Annotated in this window: 15 protein-coding genes; 6 read left to right on the plus strand and 9 right to left on the minus strand. The window is 53.5% G+C overall.

Annotated elements, in window-relative coordinates; all coding sequences use genetic code 11:
* Position 1: 1 nt before the first annotated feature.
* The 6 genes from VFT64_03100 to VFT64_03125 all read right to left on the minus strand — a co-directional run bounded on the left by VFT64_03100 (position 2) and on the right by VFT64_03125 (position 7,318).
* Positions 2 to 442, minus strand: coding sequence for a response regulator (locus tag VFT64_03100; GenBank protein HEU5046808.1), 441 nt, complete (start codon positions 440 to 442; stop codon positions 2 to 4).
* Between the two features lie 3 nt (positions 443 to 445).
* The gene (locus VFT64_03105) at positions 446 to 1,591 is read right to left on the minus strand and encodes a response regulator (protein ID HEU5046809.1); all 1,146 of its coding nucleotides are present in this window, start codon (positions 1,589 to 1,591) and stop codon (positions 446 to 448) included.
* Positions 1,588 to 2,178: a chemotaxis protein CheB gene (locus VFT64_03110; protein HEU5046810.1), complete on the minus strand. Its 591-nt coding sequence runs from the start codon at positions 2,176 to 2,178 to the stop codon at positions 1,588 to 1,590. The genes VFT64_03105 and VFT64_03110 overlap by 4 nt, the downstream gene beginning before the upstream one ends.
* Positions 2,168 to 3,046 carry a protein-glutamate O-methyltransferase CheR gene (locus tag VFT64_03115; GenBank protein ID HEU5046811.1) on the minus strand — a complete coding sequence of 293 codons (879 nt, stop codon included), beginning with the start codon at positions 3,044 to 3,046 and terminating at the stop codon, positions 2,168 to 2,170. The genes VFT64_03110 and VFT64_03115 overlap by 11 nt, the downstream gene beginning before the upstream one ends.
* Positions 3,046 to 6,111 carry a response regulator gene (locus VFT64_03120; GenBank protein HEU5046812.1) on the minus strand — a complete coding sequence of 1,022 codons (3,066 nt, stop codon included), beginning with the start codon at positions 6,109 to 6,111 and terminating at the stop codon, positions 3,046 to 3,048. Before VFT64_03120 ends, VFT64_03115 begins: the two co-directional genes overlap by 1 nt.
* Positions 6,112 to 6,301: 190 nt before the next feature.
* Positions 6,302 to 7,318 carry an alpha/beta hydrolase gene (locus VFT64_03125; protein ID HEU5046813.1) on the minus strand — a complete coding sequence of 339 codons (1,017 nt, stop codon included), beginning with the start codon at positions 7,316 to 7,318 and terminating at the stop codon, positions 6,302 to 6,304.
* Between the two features lie 313 nt (positions 7,319 to 7,631).
* On the opposite strand from VFT64_03125, the gene VFT64_03130 reads away from it, so the two are divergent.
* From VFT64_03130 to VFT64_03155, 6 genes are all read left to right on the plus strand, one after another.
* Positions 7,632 to 9,650, plus strand: a complete 2,019-nt coding sequence (locus tag VFT64_03130; GenBank protein ID HEU5046814.1) for a TonB-dependent receptor — start codon at positions 7,632 to 7,634, stop codon at positions 9,648 to 9,650.
* Positions 9,651 to 9,680: 30 nt separating this feature from the next.
* On the plus strand, positions 9,681 to 10,205 hold the full coding sequence (locus tag VFT64_03135; GenBank protein HEU5046815.1) for a hypothetical protein: 525 nt from the start codon (positions 9,681 to 9,683) through the stop codon (positions 10,203 to 10,205).
* 68 nt (positions 10,206 to 10,273) lie between these two features.
* The gene (locus tag VFT64_03140) at positions 10,274 to 11,974 is read left to right on the plus strand and encodes a methyl-accepting chemotaxis protein (GenBank protein HEU5046816.1); all 1,701 of its coding nucleotides are present in this window, start codon (positions 10,274 to 10,276) and stop codon (positions 11,972 to 11,974) included.
* A gap of 84 nt (positions 11,975 to 12,058) precedes the next feature.
* Positions 12,059 to 13,279, plus strand: coding sequence for a hypothetical protein (locus VFT64_03145; GenBank protein ID HEU5046817.1), 1,221 nt, complete (start codon positions 12,059 to 12,061; stop codon positions 13,277 to 13,279).
* 78 nt (positions 13,280 to 13,357) lie between these two features.
* On the plus strand, positions 13,358 to 13,762 hold the full coding sequence (locus tag VFT64_03150) for a hypothetical protein (protein HEU5046818.1): 405 nt from the start codon (positions 13,358 to 13,360) through the stop codon (positions 13,760 to 13,762).
* The gene (locus tag VFT64_03155) at positions 13,752 to 15,830 is read left to right on the plus strand and encodes an FAD/NAD(P)-binding protein (GenBank protein ID HEU5046819.1); all 2,079 of its coding nucleotides are present in this window, start codon (positions 13,752 to 13,754) and stop codon (positions 15,828 to 15,830) included. Before VFT64_03150 ends, VFT64_03155 begins: the two co-directional genes overlap by 11 nt.
* On the opposite strand, the gene VFT64_03160 is transcribed toward VFT64_03155, so the two are convergent.
* The 3 genes from VFT64_03160 to VFT64_03170 form a co-directional block, all read right to left on the minus strand.
* On the minus strand, positions 15,831 to 16,952 hold the full coding sequence (locus VFT64_03160) for a glutathionylspermidine synthase family protein (GenBank protein ID HEU5046820.1): 1,122 nt from the start codon (positions 16,950 to 16,952) through the stop codon (positions 15,831 to 15,833).
* Positions 16,949 to 17,626, minus strand: a complete 678-nt coding sequence (locus VFT64_03165; GenBank protein ID HEU5046821.1) for a hypothetical protein — start codon at positions 17,624 to 17,626, stop codon at positions 16,949 to 16,951. Before VFT64_03165 ends, VFT64_03160 begins: the two co-directional genes overlap by 4 nt.
* 106 nt (positions 17,627 to 17,732) lie before the next feature.
* Positions 17,733 to 18,911, minus strand: a complete 1,179-nt coding sequence (locus tag VFT64_03170; GenBank protein ID HEU5046822.1) for a hypothetical protein — start codon at positions 18,909 to 18,911, stop codon at positions 17,733 to 17,735.
* Between the last annotated feature and the right edge of the window lie 241 nt (positions 18,912 to 19,152).

Genomic DNA, 19,152 nt, shown 5'->3' on the forward strand with positions numbered 1-19,152 from the left:
ATTACCTCACGGTGGGAAGTTGCGACAATTTGATCCAGAAATCTTCTACCTGCTTCACGACCTCGCTATATTCTTCGAGGCTGAACGGTTTAATTATATAGGAATTGGCGTGCTTTTGATAGGCCTCAGCGATATCTTTTGGGGCATTGGAGCTTGTGAATACTATGACGGGAATGATCCGTAGGCTTTCGTCGCGCTTTAGCACATCAAGGAACGTTTTTCCGTCCATGCGCGGCATATTCAGATCCAGCAGAATGATATCCGGCGTGGGGGATTGGCCAAAACTGTCCTTTTTCATCAGAAAATCCAAGGCTTCCTGACCGTTATGGGAAACCCAGAGACGGGAGGGCGTCCTGCTCTGCAGGAAAGCCATTTCGGTCAGTTCGATGTCGCCTTCATTATCCTCAACCAGCAATACTTCTGCGCGTCTGCCCATGGGCATAAACTACTCCTTTTTCGGTATGATAAAGTAAAAAGTGGTTCCGGCGCCGAGGATAGATTCAAACCAGATACGGCCGCCATAAAGCTCCACGAGTTTCTTGCAAGTGCTGAGCCCGATCCCCGTGCCGGGATAAAGCTCCCTGCGGTGGATGCGCTGGAAAATGGCGAATACCTTGTCGTTATATTGCGGGTCTATGCCGATACCGTTATCCGTGATGGAGAATAGCCATCCATCCGGCTGTTCTTCGGCATGAACGTGTATTTCAGGAGTTTTCGAGCCGTCATGAAATTTCAGCGCATTGCCAATGATATTCTGGAACAAAGCGCGCATGAGCGTATCGGAAGTGCGGATCACCGGCAGGTCTTCACACTCAATCTTTGCGCCTTTCTCTGCGATGAGGGATTCGAATTTGCCGATCACTTCCATTGCTACCCTATGGCTGTCGATCCGCTCCAGTGTCGGCGATTCCCTGCCCACGCGTGAAAATTCAAGAATATCCATGATCATTTTCTGTAAGTGGCGAGCATTGCTGGAAATGAAGCGTAAGTATTTGGTCGCTTTTTCGTCCAGCTGCTCTGCGTATTTATTGCTAAGCAATTCCGCATAGCTGTTCATCATACGCACAGGCTCCTGCATGTCGTGCGAACAGATATAGGCGAAACGTTCCAGCTCCTCGTTGGACTGGCGCAGGACGGAGTTGAGCTTCAGTATCTCCTCGCGCTGGACGTAAATATCAAGATAAACCTTCACTTTGCTTTTGAGGATTTCAGGGTTGATGGGCTTGAAGATATAATCCACCGCACCAATTTCCGCGGCCTGCGTCGCATATTTCTCTTCTTTGCTGATCGCCGTAACGAAGATGATCGGCGTATTTTTCATATCGTCATGGTCCTGCATAAGCTTGGCCGTCTCGAATCCGTCCATCTCCGGCATCTGTACGTCCAGCAGCACAAGCGCGAAACGGTGGCGCAGCATGAGCGACAGGGCTTCATTGCCGGAACCGGCCTTGAAAATATCCGCATCCAGGTGCCGCAGGATTTTTTCCGTCGCGAGCAGATTCTCCTTGCGGTCATCCACAATGAGGATATTGGGCCTCAATGCAGCATCGGAAGTCGGAAAATTATCCGGTTTTAACAAAGGCTGATTCATGGAATCCTCTTCTTCTTGGAAGGTGAAGTGCATAATTGCATCAAAAACGGCGCGATCTGTTCCAGCGGAAGGCAGGCTGCTTCGGGCACGGCTTCGCGTGCGGCCCGGGGCATGGGCTGCGCCTCAGCGGTTTCAGGATGCTGTACGATAGTAACTCCGCCGCGTGCGGCGACGGTTTGCAGTCCTTTCGCCCCGTCTTTATTCCCACCGGTCAGGATAACACCTATCAGGCTATTGCCGAAGGCTTCCGCCGCGCTTTCAAACAGAATATCCACGGACGGGCGGCAGTAATTCACGCGCTCGTCGACCGACAGGCTGAATGTGCGGTCCGGCTCGACCAGCAAATGATAGCCCGCCGGGGCAAGATAGGCATGACCGGCAAGCATCGGCTCCTTATCTTCGGCTTCTTTGACACTGAAACTGCATAGCTGGTCGAGATATTCCACCATGAAGCTGCCGGAATGCTCCTCGATATGCTGCACGATGGCAATAGGCGGCAAGGAAGTGCTGCTTAGTGCAGGCAGCAGCGTTTTGAGCGCCTGCAGCCCCCCCGCCGATACCCCGATCACAATAGCCTCATAGCGCATGATAGATATCCTCCGTATGAAGTTTACGGAAAACACGCTGCTTGGAATCCACATTCTCGAACTGCGGCTTTACGCCAGTATATTTAAGGCTCTCCTTGTTGCCAAGACACAGGAATCCGCCATGGCGCAGGCTTTGCGCAAACAGGGTAAGCACGCGCTCCTGCAGCACCTTGTCGAAGTAAATAAGCACATTGCGGCAGCAGATCAGGTTCATTTCTCCGAATACACCGTCCGTAACCAGGTTATGGTAGGAAAAGGTGATGCGTTCCTGCAGGAAATTCTTGAATTTCACGAGCTCATACCGGTCGCTGTAATAGTCGGAGAAGTCGCCCTTGCCGCCGGCTTCACGGTAATTAGCCTCATATCCGGTGAGATTGCGCCCCGGGTAGACGGCTTTCTGTGCAATATCAAGCGAGTGTTTATTGAAATCCGTCGCATAAATCCGTGCGCGTTCCAGAAAACCTTCCTCGTGCAGCACAATGGCCATGGAATAAACTTCTTCCCCGGTGGCGCAACCCGGATGCCAGATTTTGACAAAAGGGAAGGTCTTAAACACAGGGATGATTTTCTCGCGTACGGTGCGGTAAAATAGCGGATCGCGAAACATCGTCGTAACCGTGACGGACATGGCCTTCAGGAATTCATCGAAGCTGGCTTCATTGTGCAGCAGCAGGTCCAGCAGCTGAGTAAACCGCTTCAATCCTGCCTGCTCGCGTGCGCGCTCCAGGCGGCGTTTAAGCGAGGCATGCGAATAATGGCTGAAATCATAACCATAGCGGCTGCGGATGCCTGCAAGCAGCAGATCGATCTCGATCTGTTCGGTGTCGCTGGCGTCATATATGGCTGGGGGAGGGGTAAGGGATGCCATTAAGCCGCCTTTTCCTGCCTGAATAGCCAGACGCGCAGTAGCGTGAGCAGACGTTCGATATCGACGGGTTTCGTCATGTAATCGTTCGCCCCGGCTTCCATGCATTTTTCCTGCTCCTGGGGCATGGCGCGCGCCGTGAGCGCGATGATCGGCATTCTTGCATAGGCCTTCTGGCTGCGGATTTCCCGAATGGCCTGATAGCCGTCCATAATGGGCATCATGATATCCATGATCACGAGTTCGATGGAAGGATCCTCGCGCAGTTTATCCAGCGCCATCTGGCCGTTATCGGCGATCACGATATTCATACCGTGTTTTTTGAGCAGCTTGGACAGCGCGAATGTATTGCGAAGATCATCATCCACCAGCAGGATGGTGCGGCGCTGCAGGACCTTGTCCGGGTTATGCTGCATGCGGATGATATCCTGCTGTTCGCGCGAGAGAGTGGATTCCACGCTGTGCAGGAACAGGGTCACCTCGTCGAGCAGCCGCTCTGGAGATTTCGCGCCTTTGATAATGATGCTCCCGGTATAGCCATGCAGGTCCCGATTTTCATCCTCCGTCAGTTCCTTCGCCGTATAAACGATGACGGGGGGTAAACCATTTTTAGGCGGAGATTTTTCTGCCTGCTCCAGCCATTCAAACCCGCTCATATCCGGCAGGCGGAGGTCGAGAATAATGCAGTCGAACGTGGTTTCGGCCAGTTGCGCGAATGCGGCTGCGCCTGTGTTAACGGAGGTAATCTGCACGCCTTCTTTCTTCAGCAGGCTCTCTATGGCAACCTGGCTCTTACGGTCGTCTTCCACGACAAGCAGGCGCTTGGTCTGCGACGGCAGCAGTGAATCCAGCTTTGCGAATACGCGGTCGATATCTTCTTTTTCCGCAGGCTTGCGCAGATATCCGGCAGCGCCCTTGCGAAGCGGCGCTGCGTCGCCCTCCGGTTCTTCCCGCCCGCTGATGATATGAACCGGGATATGGCGTGTGCGCAAATCGTCTTTCAATTGCTCCAGCACCTGCATGCCGTCAATATCCGGCAGTTTCAGGTCTAGTATGATAGCAGTGATTTTAGCCTGCGTTGCAAGCAATATGCCGGAGCGCCCGTCCCCGGCAATCAGGCATTTATAACCATGCCGGTGGGCCATGGTCATTAACGCTCCGGCAAATTGCGGATCGTCTTCGATCACAAGCAGCACCTTGTCTTTTTCGCCGATTACCTTGCGATCGTCGGAAACGAATTCCGCGGCGGAAGGCATGGGCATGCTCACCGGTTCTGCCGGTTCCTGCTGCAGGGAAACGGGCTCCGATAAGACAGTCTCTGCGGGCTCGCTGCTTTCCGTAGAAGGTTCGAGCGAAACGGGAAGGATAAGCGTAAACCGGCTGCCTTTACCTTTAGCGCTTGTGACATGAATTTCACCGCCCAGCATATGAGCGAATTTGCGCGCGATCGTAAGGCCGAGGCCAGTGCCGCCATAATGCCGGTCGATGGAGCCATTCTCCTGCTGGAAAGCTTCAAAAATATCATTGAGCTTCGAGGATTCAATGCCGATACCTGTGTCTTCCACCGTAAATGCGATAGTATTATTGCGGTCCAGATGAGGGCGCTGGAGGGAGAGCTTTGCATCCGGCCTGCCGACTTCAAGTGCTACGTGACCGCGTTCAGTAAACTTAAAAGCATTGGAAATCAGGTTCTTCAGAATCTGTTCCACGCGCTGCGCGTCTGTACGCATGAGAGAGGGGGTATCATCTGCGATCTTTACCGGGAACGCGACACCGGATTCCCTGGCGACGGGAGCGAACTGGCGCTGCATCTGCTTGACGATATTATCGATGTAAACATCATCGGCGGTAATGGTAAGCTTGCCCGCTTCCACCTTGGAAAGATCCAGGATATCATTAATCAGGTTCAGCAACTCCAGCCCCCCATTATGGATAACACGGGCTTCTTCCACCTGTTCTGCTGTAAGATTGCCTTCTTCATTGGCGGCCAGCAGCTTGGCCAGAATCAGCAGGCTATTAAGCGGTGTGCGCAGTTCATGCGACATATTGGCAAGGAATTCCGATTTATATTTACTTGCCTGCTCCACTTCCTGGGCCTTCTGGATAACCATGGCTCTGCTTTTTTCCAGCTCTTCCGTCTGGCGGCGGATCTGGGTGTTCTGCTCTTCCAGCGCCCGTGTTTTTTCTTCCAGTTCTTCATTCGAAGCTTCGATCTCTTCGTTCGAGGCTTTCAATTCTTCCTGCTGCATCTTCAGCTCTTCTTCGCTTTTCTCGAGCGCTTGCGTATAGTTCAGCACCTGAACCGCGGCGCGTGCGCGGGTGCGTTGGTAGAGCCATATGCAGAGCACGAGCGCGGCATAGAAAAACAGAATACCACCATAGATGAGCATATGATTGCGTTCGGTGTTGGCTTCATCGGCGTCGCTGCGCATTTCCAGCAGGCGCGATTCTTCTGACAGCATCACACGTGCCAGAATCCGCACATGATCCATCATATGCTTGCCTGTATCCTGCGAGACTTCAGCCATGCTGTTATTGCTTTTTCGCACCCTGATAGCATCGTCCCAGTAGGCAAGGAGCTCTTTTATCACCCCGTCCATTTCATCTACGTTGCGTTGCTGGGCGATATTATCCGAGGTAAGCCAGCGCAGCGTCTTCAGCTCATTCTGTATGGAAACGCGCGGATCCGGTACGGCATATTCCATTGGCAGATTGTTAGGCTCGGCATCGGAATTGAACTTGCTGCGAACGAAATGGCTTACCGGCAGCGTAACGGGAACAAGCGTATCGTTGATGGCGTTATAATAGGGTTCCAGATACTCCTTCCTGCCGGTAAGCAGAAAGCCGCGTTCGCCGATTTCCGCATCCTTTAGTTTGCCGAACAGCACCTGCGTATGCATGGACACCTGGTACGAATGCTCAACCCAGTCCTTGGCAAGACGTCCTGCGCGTTCCTGATTGTAAAAAATGACAGCGGACATAGCCATCAGCAATGTCACGATAATAATGGCAATTGCGGTGGCCTGCCGCATAAAAAAATTATCTGCCGGACGCACGATACTGTTCATGTAATGTCCTTCGGCGTATTGATATAAGTCGCCGTAATCCCTGAGGATTCACGAGGCTACCATACCAAATTAGTAGCCCTTCCTGTGTCACTGTGCAACCAAAAATTGGGTTCAGACGACACGCACAGCGCAAACATCTGAAGAAGTTTCCCACTCCTGATCAATGTGTGACCATATAGGAAAGGCAGTTCTATTTCAGGTGGTGTGCTATGTCGGCGCTAAGCGATGCCATAAACGATTCGACAGCATCCGTATAAGATGGGTCTTCGCCGAGCCTGTCGTTAACTTCTGCATGTTTCATATCCTCTTCCAGTACGCTTGCTTTGACCCCTAATTGCTGCGCGCGTTTGGCATAGGCATGAGCATGCGGACAGGAATCCTTGCGCTGGGAAGAACAGACGCCCAGCCAGGGCAATGAGCGGCGCGATAAATGCTGAAACGGCGAAGCGGCCAGCCACACGGAAGGATCGGAGCCAAACGCATCGTCATAGAAAACCGGATGCTGCGCATGCATGCTCATCGGAACATCGAGCGCTGCGCTGTCGAGCGAAATTGTGCCGAGCCAGGGATGCGCACCGTATTGGGCCGCGAGCTGCGGATCGGAATTGAGCAGGGAAACCAGATGCGCTCCGGCCGAATGCCCCATCACAATAACTTCCGCGGGATTGCCGCCCCATTGCGCCGCATGGGCCTGGACATAGGCGATAGCGGAAGCAACATCTGCGGCCTGCGTCATAATGTCCGCGTGCTGCGGCAGCATGCGGTAGTCGACGGAGACAAACAAAAAGCCTTTGGATACCCAGCGCTTCGCTTTATGGGTGACGACTTTATCCATGCGCTTATCGCCGACACACCACGCGCCGCCATGCACCATCACAATGATTGGCAATGAACTGTTTTCTCGTTTGGAAGGAGCATAGACATCCAGCGTCTGTAATGGGCTGGAGCCATAGGACGCTGTATAGTTGGGAGCAATGGAAGTGCTTTCCCGGTGAGAACCCCGGCTTTCCGCCCGCACTGCTTTGTTGCAGCTTAAGTGATTGAAGAAATATCCGTAGCCGTCACTTTCCGCATCGAAAGAGGAGTCGCTGTGAGAGCGGTGAAGCAATGCACGCAAAGGACCAAAAGCATTAGCAGGAGCAGGAGAGAGGTAAAGCATCGCAATAGTAAGCGAACCGACAGCGGTTAATAATGCGCATAATTTCATTGATGCCTCATGAAGGAATGATTTTCCTTTATGATAATCGGGCACTATAGGACAGCAATGCAAATTAATAGAGGAGAAGGTGCCAACTTATAAGAGGAGAAATATTTTGTTTGTAGAAATAGTCCCAATTTAGACAATATAAGAGTTAAATAAATCTTAATATGAAACCGAATGGTTTACGAATCCGAAATCATTAGCGGCAATTATGTTACAGTGAATAAACTTTGTGTTTTCCGATGCTAAATTCACGAAGACTTTTCCAAATTACATATGCTAGCTGTGAAAGGGTAACACAATCTACATGGGGCTGCTTATGAAAAAAATCCTTGCTACAACTGCCAGTATGGTTGCTCTGACGCTTGCTTATGCGGGCGCGGCGCATGCGCAAACAATTAATTACGGCAGTTTACAGGAACTGTTCGGCGAACCGGTCACCACCAGCGCCACAGGCAAACCCCAGAAAGCATCGGAAGCCCCGGTGGCAATGGACATCATCACTTCTGATGATATCCGCCGCAGCGGTGCTCAGACCATCCCGCAGATCCTGAGCCGTGTTGATGGCGTAATGAACTGGCAGAGCACGCGCGCCTGGTCCGACGTAGGCGTTCGCGGACAGAACCAGACACTGAACCCGACCCTGCTCGTACTGGTAAACGGCCGTCAGGTATATATCGACACTTACGGCTATACGGACTGGACGCTGATCCCCGTGCAGCTTGAAGAAATCCGCCAGATCGAAGTCGTCAAAGGCCCCAATACCGCCTTGTTCGGCTTTAACGCAGTTAGCGGCGTGGTCAATATTGTGACCTACAATCCGAAATACGATAACGTCAAAGAAGCAGGCGTCACAGTCGGCACCGGTGAATATCGTAAGGCGCATGCTGTTGCGACCGTAAGCCCGACCGATTGGGCCAGCGTCCGCGTATCCGGCAGCACGATGGGTGAAAACGAATTCAATAAAGACTCCAATGGCACAACGTTTGCGAGCGGTTCGTTCCAGCCTGAAGATCATGCACAGGATTTCAATCTGGACTCGATCTTCCAGATCAATTCGAAGACTCAGTTGCGCTTGGAAGGAAGTCTGGCAAACAGCAATGACAACGAAGCAGTATTCTACAGCAACTCTATCGTACGCACGCGCGTTAATAGCGAAAAAGCCACACTGACTTCTCAGACCAATATAGGCCTTGTTGAAGCGAATGTTTATCAAAACGATCTGATTTCACATTCAAGAGCATCCGGAGTAGTTCCTGCGCTCGCGATTGAAAATAAAGTAACGGTAGCGCAGCTGCAGGATCTGTTCAAGATCGGTACCGACCACAGCTTCCGTGTGATGGGTGAGTATCGCTATAACACCATGCAGGGGGGGCCGTTAATGGGGAATGGTGATATATTTTATAGTGTCTGGGCTGGTTCGGCCATGTGGAACTGGGCTATCACGCCGAAATTGGAACTGACGAACGCTGTGCGTCTGGATACACTCGATCTGGGGCGCCGCGGGCCATTTACTACTCCCTTTACAAGCGATGCCAATTTCGATGAAAGCACCACAGCTTTGAGCGAAAACAGCGGCCTGGTATGGAAAGCGACGGATTTAGATACATTCCGTGTGTCTTATGCACGTGGTATCCAGGCGCCTTCGCTGGTGGATTACGGGATAGACTTAACCATACCCACTGGATTTCCAGGCGTAAATGCTTATACGGTTGGCCAGCCGGCCCTGAAGCCTTCGATTGTTACCAACTATGAACTTGGTTACGATCGTCTGATCAGCCAGATCGGCGGCAAATTGCGCACGGATGTTTATTATAAAAACACGCGCGATGTAATGTCTACCAGCGCACAGCAGCTTTCAGCACTCGTATCGCAGGCTGGTAATATCGGTGATACCCGTACCGAAGGTCTGGAATTGAAACTTGATGGCCGTTTCCTGCAGGATTGGAGCTGGGGATTGGGCTATGCCTATCAGACCACGGATGATAATTTCACCGTGAATCAGTCCTTTATCTCAGTGCCGATCGACTTCCAGGATACCTTCCCGCATCACGTGCTGAATGGTCACCTGGGCTGGGCGAAAGGTCCTTGGGAAGCTGACGTTTACGGTCAGGTTGCTTCCGGATATAAAGCAATCACAACAACGGCAGTGCCAAGTCACGATGCTCTGGTGGACGTGAATGATTTCCACACGCTGTCTGCCCGCGTTGGTTATACGTTCGATCCGGGTATCACGATTGCGCTGTCCGGTCTGGATATCTCTCAGGCAAGCGTACCGACCAGTTTCGGGCTTGAAGAAGAGCGCGAGGTATTCCTGTCTCTGTCCAAAAAGTTCTAAGCGTCAATTAAGCTATAATGAGGTTGTTTTATGAATAAGATTTCCAGACTACGTTATGGTGTAATCGGCGCTGTATCCCTGCTGGCTGCATCTGCTCTCTCGACGCAGGCCCAGGCAGCGGTGACCGACAAGGACATGAAGGTGGTGGCCAAGGCAATCAGCTTCGTGGAAAACGGTCCGAAAGGGACAGTGGACGTTGCAGTGGTGACGGACGGCGGCGCATCCAAGGCGGATGCGGATGCAGCGGTCAGCCAGGCAGCGGGTGCCGGGCTCACGGCGACCATCGTGGCGCCTGCCGCACTTTCCGGCACAGCGGCGAAAGTGGTGTTCATCCCTGCGGGCATGAACGGCAGCTTCGACGCGATCTTCTCGGCTGCAAGCGCCAAGAAGCTCATCACCATTTCGAACTCCGGTGACTGTACGGCCGCTCAGAAATGTGCTATATCGGTAAAGAGCGAGCCTGCCGTGGATATTACCGTTTCCAAAGCCGCATCGGCTGCAACGGGGGTATCTTTCGGTTCGGCGTTCAGCATGATGATCAAGGAAGTGCCCTAATGAATTAAGGGGGCCCGGTTCGCCGGGCCCTTACCTAAACAGGGCTCGTGTAAGTGGGGAATGGTGTTATGAAGTTAAAGAATTTTTCGTTGCTTGCAAAAATCGCCGCTCCCGCAGCCTTGGGCATGCTCTCCCTTATCGGGGTTGCATTTTTTGCCAACACGCTGCTGTCGAATTCAGCGGGCACAGCCAAAGTGATTGCGGACGTAAACGTCAAATCGACGGTAACGCTGGCATCCATCTCCGACCATTTCAGCTCCCTCAATACAAGTATATATCAGACCCTGGTCAGAAAAGCGGCGAACAAGACATACGACGCCAATAAAGATATCGAATCCATTAAAAAAGATCTGGGGACCCTGACACAGGAACTGGACGATTATTACGGCCAGCACCCCAGCCCCGACCTTGCATCTGTGATAAAAGAAATCAAGGGCAGCAAAGAAGATAAGATTCCGGGATATGCAGATGCCCTGACCGTTATTCAGGCGATGCTGGAAATTGACTTTTCCGGCGCAGTTAACGCCATTGAGCCATTCACGGCCAAATATAAGAAAGTCCAGGAACTGCTGCACCAGATTCGCGAAGACTCCTATAACGACGCACAGCATAAATCTGATGTGATGTTTGCCGATATTGCCAAAAGCCAGAGCTGGGGCAAGGGTATCATAGGGGTGCTGCTGCTCGTAGGGTTCATGCTGAACTACATCATGGGCAAGGAGCTGCTGCAATCCATCAGGAAAATTGCCGAAGTCACGGATGGGCTGGCAAAAGGCGATGTCAGCGTGGATCTGGAAGAATTCTCACGCAGGGACGAGCTGGGAGTGGTCGTCGAAGCGCTGAAATCTTTCAAGGCGAACATCATCCGCATTAAAGACATGCAGAAGAATGAAGAAAAAATGCGTGCCGAGGCGGAAGTGGCGAAGCGCGCTGCAATGGGCAAGATGGCGGATAAGTTCGAGCATGAAGTGCAGGGGATTATCACCACGGTAGCAACGACGGCGTCTACGCTGTACAAAACCGCTGAAGGCATGAAAGAAAAAATGGCCAAGGCGGCCATGCAGTCCGGTGCGGTATCGGATGCTTCCGAGCAGACCAATATGAACGTGAAAAGCGTATCGGTAGCGGTGGAGGAAATGTCCGCCTCCGTGAAAGAGATCGCTGCCCAGATTACGAAATCTTCTACCCTTGTCAGCGAAACCGTGCAGCATACGGAACAGGCGGGCAGGACCGTGGAACAGCTGACGACCGCTGTGGCGCAGATTGGCAATATTGTCGAACTTATCAGTGGCATCTCGGAACAGATCAACCTGCTGGCGCTCAATGCTACGATCGAATCCGCCAGGGCCGGGGAAGCCGGTAAGGGATTTGCGGTGGTGGCGTCCGAAGTGAAGAACCTTGCGGGACAGACCGGCAAGGCTACGGAAGAAATCGCCAAGCAGATCGAAAACGTCAAGAAAGTTTCCAATGAAGTGGTGGATGTATTAAAAGACATTCAGACCGCCATTAACAATGTGAACCAGTATTCCGGCGGAATTGCATCCGCGGTGGAACAGCAGTCCGCCGCTACCGGAGAGATATCGGGCAATATGCGCCAGGCTTCCGAGCGCGTTCAGCATATTTCCGCCAATATCGGTGATGTCACGCATGGCGTTGGCAATGCGGACAAGGAGGCAGGAGAGATGCTCCATTCGTCCGAAATGCTCTCCAAACAGTCCGATCTGCTGCGCGATCGCGTGAAGGACTTTCTGAAAGAGCTGAAGAACTAGCGTTTTTGCAACCCCCGGTAATAAAAACTTAAGCTTTGTCTGCCATAATGGGAGCATCTATCCCCAAAGCAGGCCGGGTGCATAATGCAGTTATCATTTAATTCACTTTCCCCAGAAGATAAGGAAAAGAGGAAACAGGCTGCGTTACGCAAGAAGCGTAACCCCGTCGCCAGATGGTACCGGGTTATCCTGTATGTGCTCATTGTCGGGCTTATTGTGGAGTCTTCGGCGCTGGGAACATTCCACTACGCAGAAAACTTTCTTATCTGCTTTATAATAGCCTCGCCGCTGGCATTTCTGGCCACTTATGCCCTTCCGCTGGGCACATGGTACGCTCGCTACCGCAACTACAATGGAGATAGCGAAGTTAAACCCGAAGCGGATAATAAGATCGTAAATACAGAAAATCTCTACGAGGCCATGAGTGCCGGTGACGCAATAAGCGGACAAACGGTAAAGACCGCGCAGCCCGTAGGAATAGGGTTTCTTGCCGCCAATATAGCGCTGATCAGTGCAGCGCTTGCAGGGATTGGCATGTATATCAACAGCGAAATGGATAAATCTCCCGCACAGGAGCTAACGCTGCCTGTAATCAGCAAATATATCAGTCATGGCAGGCATGGCGGGACTTATTATCATTTTTCCATCACCAGCCCCGCAGCCTCGCCGCTGCCTGTCAGCCTTAGCGATAAGGAAAGCTTTTCCGTCAGTTCCGGTACGTACGCAGGCATTGTGCTACAGCAGACACAGGCGACGATTGAAATGCATGCCGGATATTTAGGCATGCCCTGGCATGAAAAACGCTATCGCCTGTCGGGAATGATGCCCAGTACACGCCGCAATCCGGCAGTCACTTCCCAGCAGGTTACGGCGCAGTTCGCGAGCAACACCGCCGCACAAGTTCCCTTGCCGGTGGCTTTGGTAAAAGAAGCATGCGGCTGGGCCGCTAACTTTGACTTTAAACGCGAGATCGGTGTAGAAAAACCGGACTATTACCGCCAGCGCAACAGCAATGGCATGAAGGCCGAGGAGCCGATGGTCGCAGGCCAGGTGCATGGGTTAGCCAAATACTGGTATCCTAACGGCAATTATGCCGAAGTGACGTATCGCCACGGCATGGTGCATGGCTATTTCAAGGTAACAGCTCCTAATGGCACCGTCATCATGAACACGCCTTATAAGGATGGAAAACGCTTCGGGATCCTGGCAACTCAGGCCGCTGATGGCTCAAACACGCAAAAGCTGCTGATTATCAATGAGCGCCGCCTGCCTGTGGAAGCATGCCATCAGGCAAATCCGCAGTGACAGCCTGTTACAAGCGGTGTAATAGGATTGTAACAATTTCCTGCTATGATGACAGGGGGAAGTTTGTAAGAGGTTATTATGCAGGTCATCTTCACGGAAATAACGCCGTTTCAGCTTGATGAGTGCAATGCGCCCATGCTGATAGGCACGCATCACGGCAATGACGCCGTCCGGTTATACAGGTTGGCCGGGGAGGGGTATGTCGTGGTAAATCCTGCCTTTGATCCTGCAAAGCGCCCCCCCTGTAGGGGAGTGATGGTGGATAACAATATCCGCTTTGTCATAGAAGAGGCGTATGGTCAGCCGGATTTACGGGTATATTATCCGGGCGTTACCGGCCCGTTGATGCTGAATCTGCCGGCAGTGCAGAACAGGGCCAACGAGTGGTTTTATTATATCGCCGAAAACCAGAGAGACGCATTCTTCGCGTTTGATTTCAAGCGTGTTCGTCCGGTCGCAGAGGGGAAACGCCGTGGCGGATAATTATGATATTGCGATCGTAGGAAGCGGCCTTGCCGGAACAGCCACGCTGGTGCATGAGCTGCTGAAAATTGCCGATGATCCGCGCGCCACAGCGGATGCGCCGGTGAACATCGCAATGATCGAGCGCTACCCGCAACAGAAATTTGGCGGAGTGGCTTACGGTAAGACGGCGGATTTCAAGGAACATCACCTGAATCTGAGTTCGAAAAGTCCGACCATATTTGCCGTTGAAAATATGCCGGAAGGTTTTCCGAGCTTTGCAGGCTATATTCAGGGACTGGCCGATGATCAGCTTGGGGCGCAGGCAAAGGAACAGGTGCTGAAGCATCTGCAGGATCCGCCGCGCGAGCTTTTCGGCCAGTATCTTTCGCATCTGGTGGATCTGGCGGCGGCCCGCGCGGGAGATAAGGCTAACGTTACGGTGCGGATAGGAGAGGCGCTGGAGCCGGATGTCTCCGCTACGCCGCGCAAGTTGCTTGTCCGCGGTGAAGACGGGCAGGTTGAAACGCTGGAGTGCCGCAAACTGGTGTTGGCGACAGGCCAGAAAGAACCGGTGCGCCACGTGGCCGCACAAAATATTGTAGACAGCGAACGTTATGCGGCAGACCCCTATAGTGCGCAGGCTAACGCATTCTTCAAGGAGGTGCTGGCAGAGCAGGCAAGCAAAAAGGCGGCGGGTGAGGATCCGGGCAGCGTGCTGATTATGGGAACGGGCCTCACGGCTCAGGATGCCGCCCTGCGTCTGAAGCAATCCGGTTATGAGGGTAAGATTACCCTGGTATCGCGTAATGCGCTGGAGCATGCCGCTTATGGCGCTACCAGCACCGAGGATTATCTGGCAAACGGATTAGCCGGTGAGCCGCGGCCCGAAAAAATAGCGGAACTGGAGCGCAAACCGCCGCGATTCATGGCCATAGTGGACGCGGCGAAACGGCAGGGCGCAGACTATCCCGGTTCTGTGGAAACCGATATCGTCCAGTCGATGCAGCGCGAATTCGCATTGCATATGAAGAAAGGCTACACATCGGAAGAAGTGTTGGGCTATTGGGAGCGTTGTGTGCCGGATATCGGGGATGTGCTGAGTGACGATGCGTCTCGTCGCTTATATAGCCAATATGCCACGTGGCTGAATACGCACCGTGTGGGCACGACGCCGGAGAACTCTCGCATTTTGAATGAAATGCGCGAATCCGGCCAGCTTGAAGTGATAGCCGGATTTATCTCTACACGGGCGGATGAGCGGATGAAGGAAGTAGATGGCGGGATTGAAGTGACGATAACGCCTGGTCAGCGCACCCCGCGGGCGGATGGCCCGCAGGAAGCCAAAGCGCCACTCGCCTGGGATGCGGATGCGGAAGAGGGGGCGCAGGCTGTAACGCGCAAATTCGACCGCGTAATATCAGGTATGGGATATTCTGTGGATTACAGCCACACGCAGGACCCGTTCTGGCGTAAAATGATTGATAAGGGACTCGCCACACCGCATCGCAAAGCAGGCGACGGTATTGAACTGGCAGAAGATTTTACACTCCTGAATGCACGGGGAGAGCGTGTGGAAGGAATAACAGTGGCAGGTATACCTGCCATTGGCGCTACGATGTTCGGTCGCACCCCTCATATTGAAAAGCAGGGCAATGTGAGCGGCGGAAGATTTCCCCCCTTTTATGGCAATATCTCGGGCATTGCCAGTGGCGTGACGGTGATGGTGGATGGATTGCATGAAAGCCTGATGCAGGAACGCGCAAAGGAAGCGGCTTTAGCCAAAGGAGTTGGAGCGCAAGCTGCTCCAGATTTGCCGGGTGGAGCTATGGATGCTGTCGTTAAGGCTGCGGCAACATTGCGGGGAATAAGTGATACTCAGGCAACAGCAGCGACGCGCACCGTCGGAGGTCCAGAAGGAAGACAGGGCTGGGAACAAACGGCGGAAACCATGCGGCTTCGGCGCGAAAGACTGGGGCTTGGGGATGACCAAAGCCGAACGGATGCGGCCTTGCCGGATTTGAGTACGACAATAACGGCCCCGCAAGCCACACCGGAACAGGCAAGGCCTGCGCCAGTTCGCTCTTAGTTAAATTTCAACAATATGCGGCAGTGAAACACTATCGTACCGGATGATAGGAGAGGCATCCTCCCGTATAATCAGGCCCGCCGGATGACCGCCAATAACCCATAATCCTACTTGCGCATATTGCGCTTCATGAAAAGGCAGGGATGCTAGTTGCTGGTACACGTTAGGGAAAGCTCCAAAACGCCCCTGCGTGCGTATTTCCTGTGCGTGATGAAGCGTGATGTTTTCTCCCATAGCGCCGATAATCGGCTTGGTCACGTAATTCCCTCTCTGCTCCTCAGCATGCAGTGTCGTATGCAGCAGGTTCGGGTGATCAGGATATAAATCCCAGAGCACCTTCAGCAGCGCTTTGTTTCCAAGCAGGCAGCGCCACGCCGGTTCAATAACACGCGTTTCCTGCGGCGAGAAACAATCCAGCAGCCCGCACGCCAGCATCTCATACCAGTCATGGGTAATCATTAGATGCCGGATGGGTTGGCCTTCCGGGCTCCAGAGCCGGTTATGATCGGTCTGGATAAGCCGCCTTGGTACGATCTGCACGTTAATCCTCGCGCTTCCAGCCGTGCGTTGCAGGAAAGCGGCGATATCATCTTCCTCCGAGTGCAGGTGAGGAGTATCGAGCAGGCTGATGACAAGCTCGGGTGTATCCAGTGCCCGCCACGCCTGTGAAAGGCGGGCTTCGATTTCATTGAACTGTCCGGCATGCGGCATCTCATGTTGGAGCCAGTATCGCTGCAGCAGGGCGCTTTCCAGCAGCAGGCCCGGACGTTCAGGATTATATTCTAGAAGCTTCGGCGCGGATATGCCATCATACGCCAGGTCAAGCCTGCCGCAGAAAGCCGGTTCCTGCCGCTCCCAGCTACGCTCGATCTCCTGACGCAGAGAAGGCGCGGAGGGCATGAGCATTGCGTCATACAGCCGGTGGCGAATCACATGTTCCACAGCTTGCATGCACAGGGTTTCCAGTTCCGCAGCAACATCTTTAAGCCGCTGTATTTCCTGCGGCATGAAGGCATAAAAAACATCGCCTCGCCAGGCATTCCTGCCGATGAGGGAAGCACATCCGAGAGGGCGAAACCATTCTTCACTCTGCAGTGAAGAAGTATGCGCGATGCGTTTCATGATATCTGCCCAATATGAGACTGAATCTCACGCAGGAAATCGCGCTCCAGCAGCTTTCCGAGCATCTGCAGCTCTTCACGGAATACAATATGGCCCGGTTCGCCTTCCTGCGTGCACGAACCGCAAGGCGTATGGGCCGTAAAACCGGGATAGCCTTCGGTGCGGTAGGGGTCGTTCGCATCGGTCGGAATGGTAATGATCGGACTGGGTTCCGCAATCAACTGGATCGGGTGAAGCCAGCAATCCAGAGGTTTATACCACCAGGGATGCTGTCCTGATTCCTGGGAAAGGCGCTGCAGGCTGCAAAACCCCTTATCGTCGGCAAAAACGCAGCGCGTGCTGGCAAAATGAGGCGGTAATGCCTCGCGATATGAAAAAGGCCGCAGTTTCGTCATGAAAGCAGTGATTTCACTGCCGCCGGTACGTGCCTGCTCGAAAGGTATATCCGGAAGATCCGGCAGGTACTGCCTGAGCACCGCTCCATGCTGTTGCATGATATCGGTGAGAACATCTGCCTCTCCTTTATGCAGCACGGTTCCCGCTTCGCAGCAGATCGCTTCGCAGGTTCCCGGCTTGCAGCGCCGGTAAGGCCGCGCAAAAGCCTCCATATCCAGCTTCGCATGACGGAAACGGGTTTGCAGCGCAGCCTTGTCCTTGGAGCTTGTGGATAACATGCTATTAGCAGACTACCGCAATAAGGGCACCTGCTACAATGATAAAATCCCGGGCTTCTCCGAAGACCATCACCCCCTGCGGGTGGCGACGGTCTCCGGAGTGCTGTCAGTCCCGGCGTCCCCACAGGTGACCGGTGTTGACGAACAGGTGCCACAGGTTGCATGCCAGGATCGCAGGCAGCAGCAGGCTGAGCGGGCCGGATGTTGCCTCACCCAGCACATGCGTCGGGGCCCAGACATGCGTGTACTGGCCGTTGAGGCCGAGGCTCACCGCAGTCAGGCCGAGCAGTTGTGCGCGGGAGAACACGTGCCTGTCTTCCCTGGGCAGTACCGCAGCTTCACGGAACTTTGCATTTGCCCAGAAAGCCAGCCACGCAGCCGGGAACTGCGAGAAGTAGGACGCCGTTCCCGCGATCCCCCCGATCCGCCAGGCCATCTTCACGCTCGGAATGGTGATCCCGAGGATGAAAAAGACAGTCCAGAAGATGACCCGGTTGATCCCCTCGGCATTGGTCGTTTCCGAACCTTCTGCCAGGGGACGTTCGAGCCACTTCGGACGGATGAGCATACCCGTCGATGCGGCGCCACCGGTGAAAGTGGCGGCAAACAGCGCTCCCGTGAGCCAGCGGAAGAAATTGAGCGCCTCCTCGCTGACCTCAGCCTTCACGTGCCTGCGATACGCCCGCCACTTGAGCATGACGAGGTAGACAACCACGAGCAGGGCGAACGCGAGCGGAGCCAGGATGGCGGACCATCCCTCGGCCAGCCCCATCTCGCCGGGCAGCACGGGGTGCATGACGCCGAACGCTGCCAGCAAGAGAACCAGGCTGACGGAGCTTACCGAGGTGATCATGTCATCATAGATAGAGACCGTCGTGATGAGGGTCTCCCCTGCCGGTGTGAGCGACAGGATCCGCTTGACCACCTTGGTCGTGATCGGATCGATCTGCACAAGCCCAATGCATACCCAGAGCGCGATCGGACCGGTGAAGAAGATCGTGGCCACCGAGATGATCACCCATTTTACCGCCACTTCTGTGGCAATGGCGATCACGATGAGACGCCAGTGCTCGCGCAGCTTGTCCAGCGGAACCCCGGTCGCGGCAAGATAGATACCCGCCACCAGTAGCCAGACAACCAGGTCCCGCAGGAACCAGGAGTTCTCTGGGTGTAGGATTCCGAAGAGATGACTGATCGCCATCCCCAGGAGCAGGAAGACACCGCCTTCGGCGTTGTAGTACCAAAGGACCCGGATCCTCCATAGCGCATTCCATAGCGCTTTCATTCTAGCACCGTCCTTTCCACGGCGTCGGAATGACCCCCCATGAGCAGGAGAGGGTGGTTGCACGTTCACGCAAACCACGAGACATTTCTGTCATAACACGCTAATATTACATGATTTTAGGAAGGTTTTGTAGCTGATTTTATGGCAATCCCATATTCTGCCAGATGGCACATAGGCACTGCGTTCATAAATCAACCATTTCCAGTAATAAAATATTAATAATTCTCTACTACCATGCCCG

Source organism: Rickettsiales bacterium, assembly GCA_035765535.1.
Lineage (GTDB): Bacteria > Pseudomonadota > Alphaproteobacteria > Rickettsiales > JABCZZ01 > JABCZZ01.

Bases quoted from the DNA above. Each gene is read 5' to 3' on its own strand.
- VFT64_03100 (HEU5046808.1), bottom strand. From the start codon at position 442: ATGCCCATGGGCAGACGCGCAGAAGTATTGCTGGTTGAGGATAATGAA.
- VFT64_03105 (HEU5046809.1), bottom strand. From the start codon at position 1,591: ATGAATCAGCCTTTGTTAAAACCGGATAATTTTCCGACTTCCGATGCT.
- VFT64_03110 (HEU5046810.1), bottom strand. From the start codon at position 2,178: ATGCGCTATGAGGCTATTGTGATCGGGGTATCGGCGGGGGGGCTGCAG.
- VFT64_03115 (HEU5046811.1), bottom strand. From the start codon at position 3,046: ATGGCATCCCTTACCCCTCCCCCAGCCATATATGACGCCAGCGACACC.
- VFT64_03120 (HEU5046812.1), bottom strand. From the start codon at position 6,111: ATGAACAGTATCGTGCGTCCGGCAGATAATTTTTTTATGCGGCAGGCC.
- VFT64_03125 (HEU5046813.1), bottom strand. From the start codon at position 7,318: ATGAAATTATGCGCATTATTAACCGCTGTCGGTTCGCTTACTATTGCG.
- VFT64_03130 (HEU5046814.1), top strand. From the start codon at position 7,632: ATGAAAAAAATCCTTGCTACAACTGCCAGTATGGTTGCTCTGACGCTT.
- VFT64_03135 (HEU5046815.1), top strand. From the start codon at position 9,681: ATGAATAAGATTTCCAGACTACGTTATGGTGTAATCGGCGCTGTATCC.
- VFT64_03140 (HEU5046816.1), top strand. From the start codon at position 10,274: ATGAAGTTAAAGAATTTTTCGTTGCTTGCAAAAATCGCCGCTCCCGCA.
- VFT64_03145 (HEU5046817.1), top strand. From the start codon at position 12,059: ATGCAGTTATCATTTAATTCACTTTCCCCAGAAGATAAGGAAAAGAGG.
- VFT64_03150 (HEU5046818.1), top strand. From the start codon at position 13,358: ATGCAGGTCATCTTCACGGAAATAACGCCGTTTCAGCTTGATGAGTGC.
- VFT64_03160 (HEU5046820.1), bottom strand. From the start codon at position 16,952: ATGAAACGCATCGCGCATACTTCTTCACTGCAGAGTGAAGAATGGTTT.
- VFT64_03165 (HEU5046821.1), bottom strand. From the start codon at position 17,626: ATGTTATCCACAAGCTCCAAGGACAAGGCTGCGCTGCAAACCCGTTTC.
- VFT64_03170 (HEU5046822.1), bottom strand. From the start codon at position 18,911: ATGAAAGCGCTATGGAATGCGCTATGGAGGATCCGGGTCCTTTGGTAC.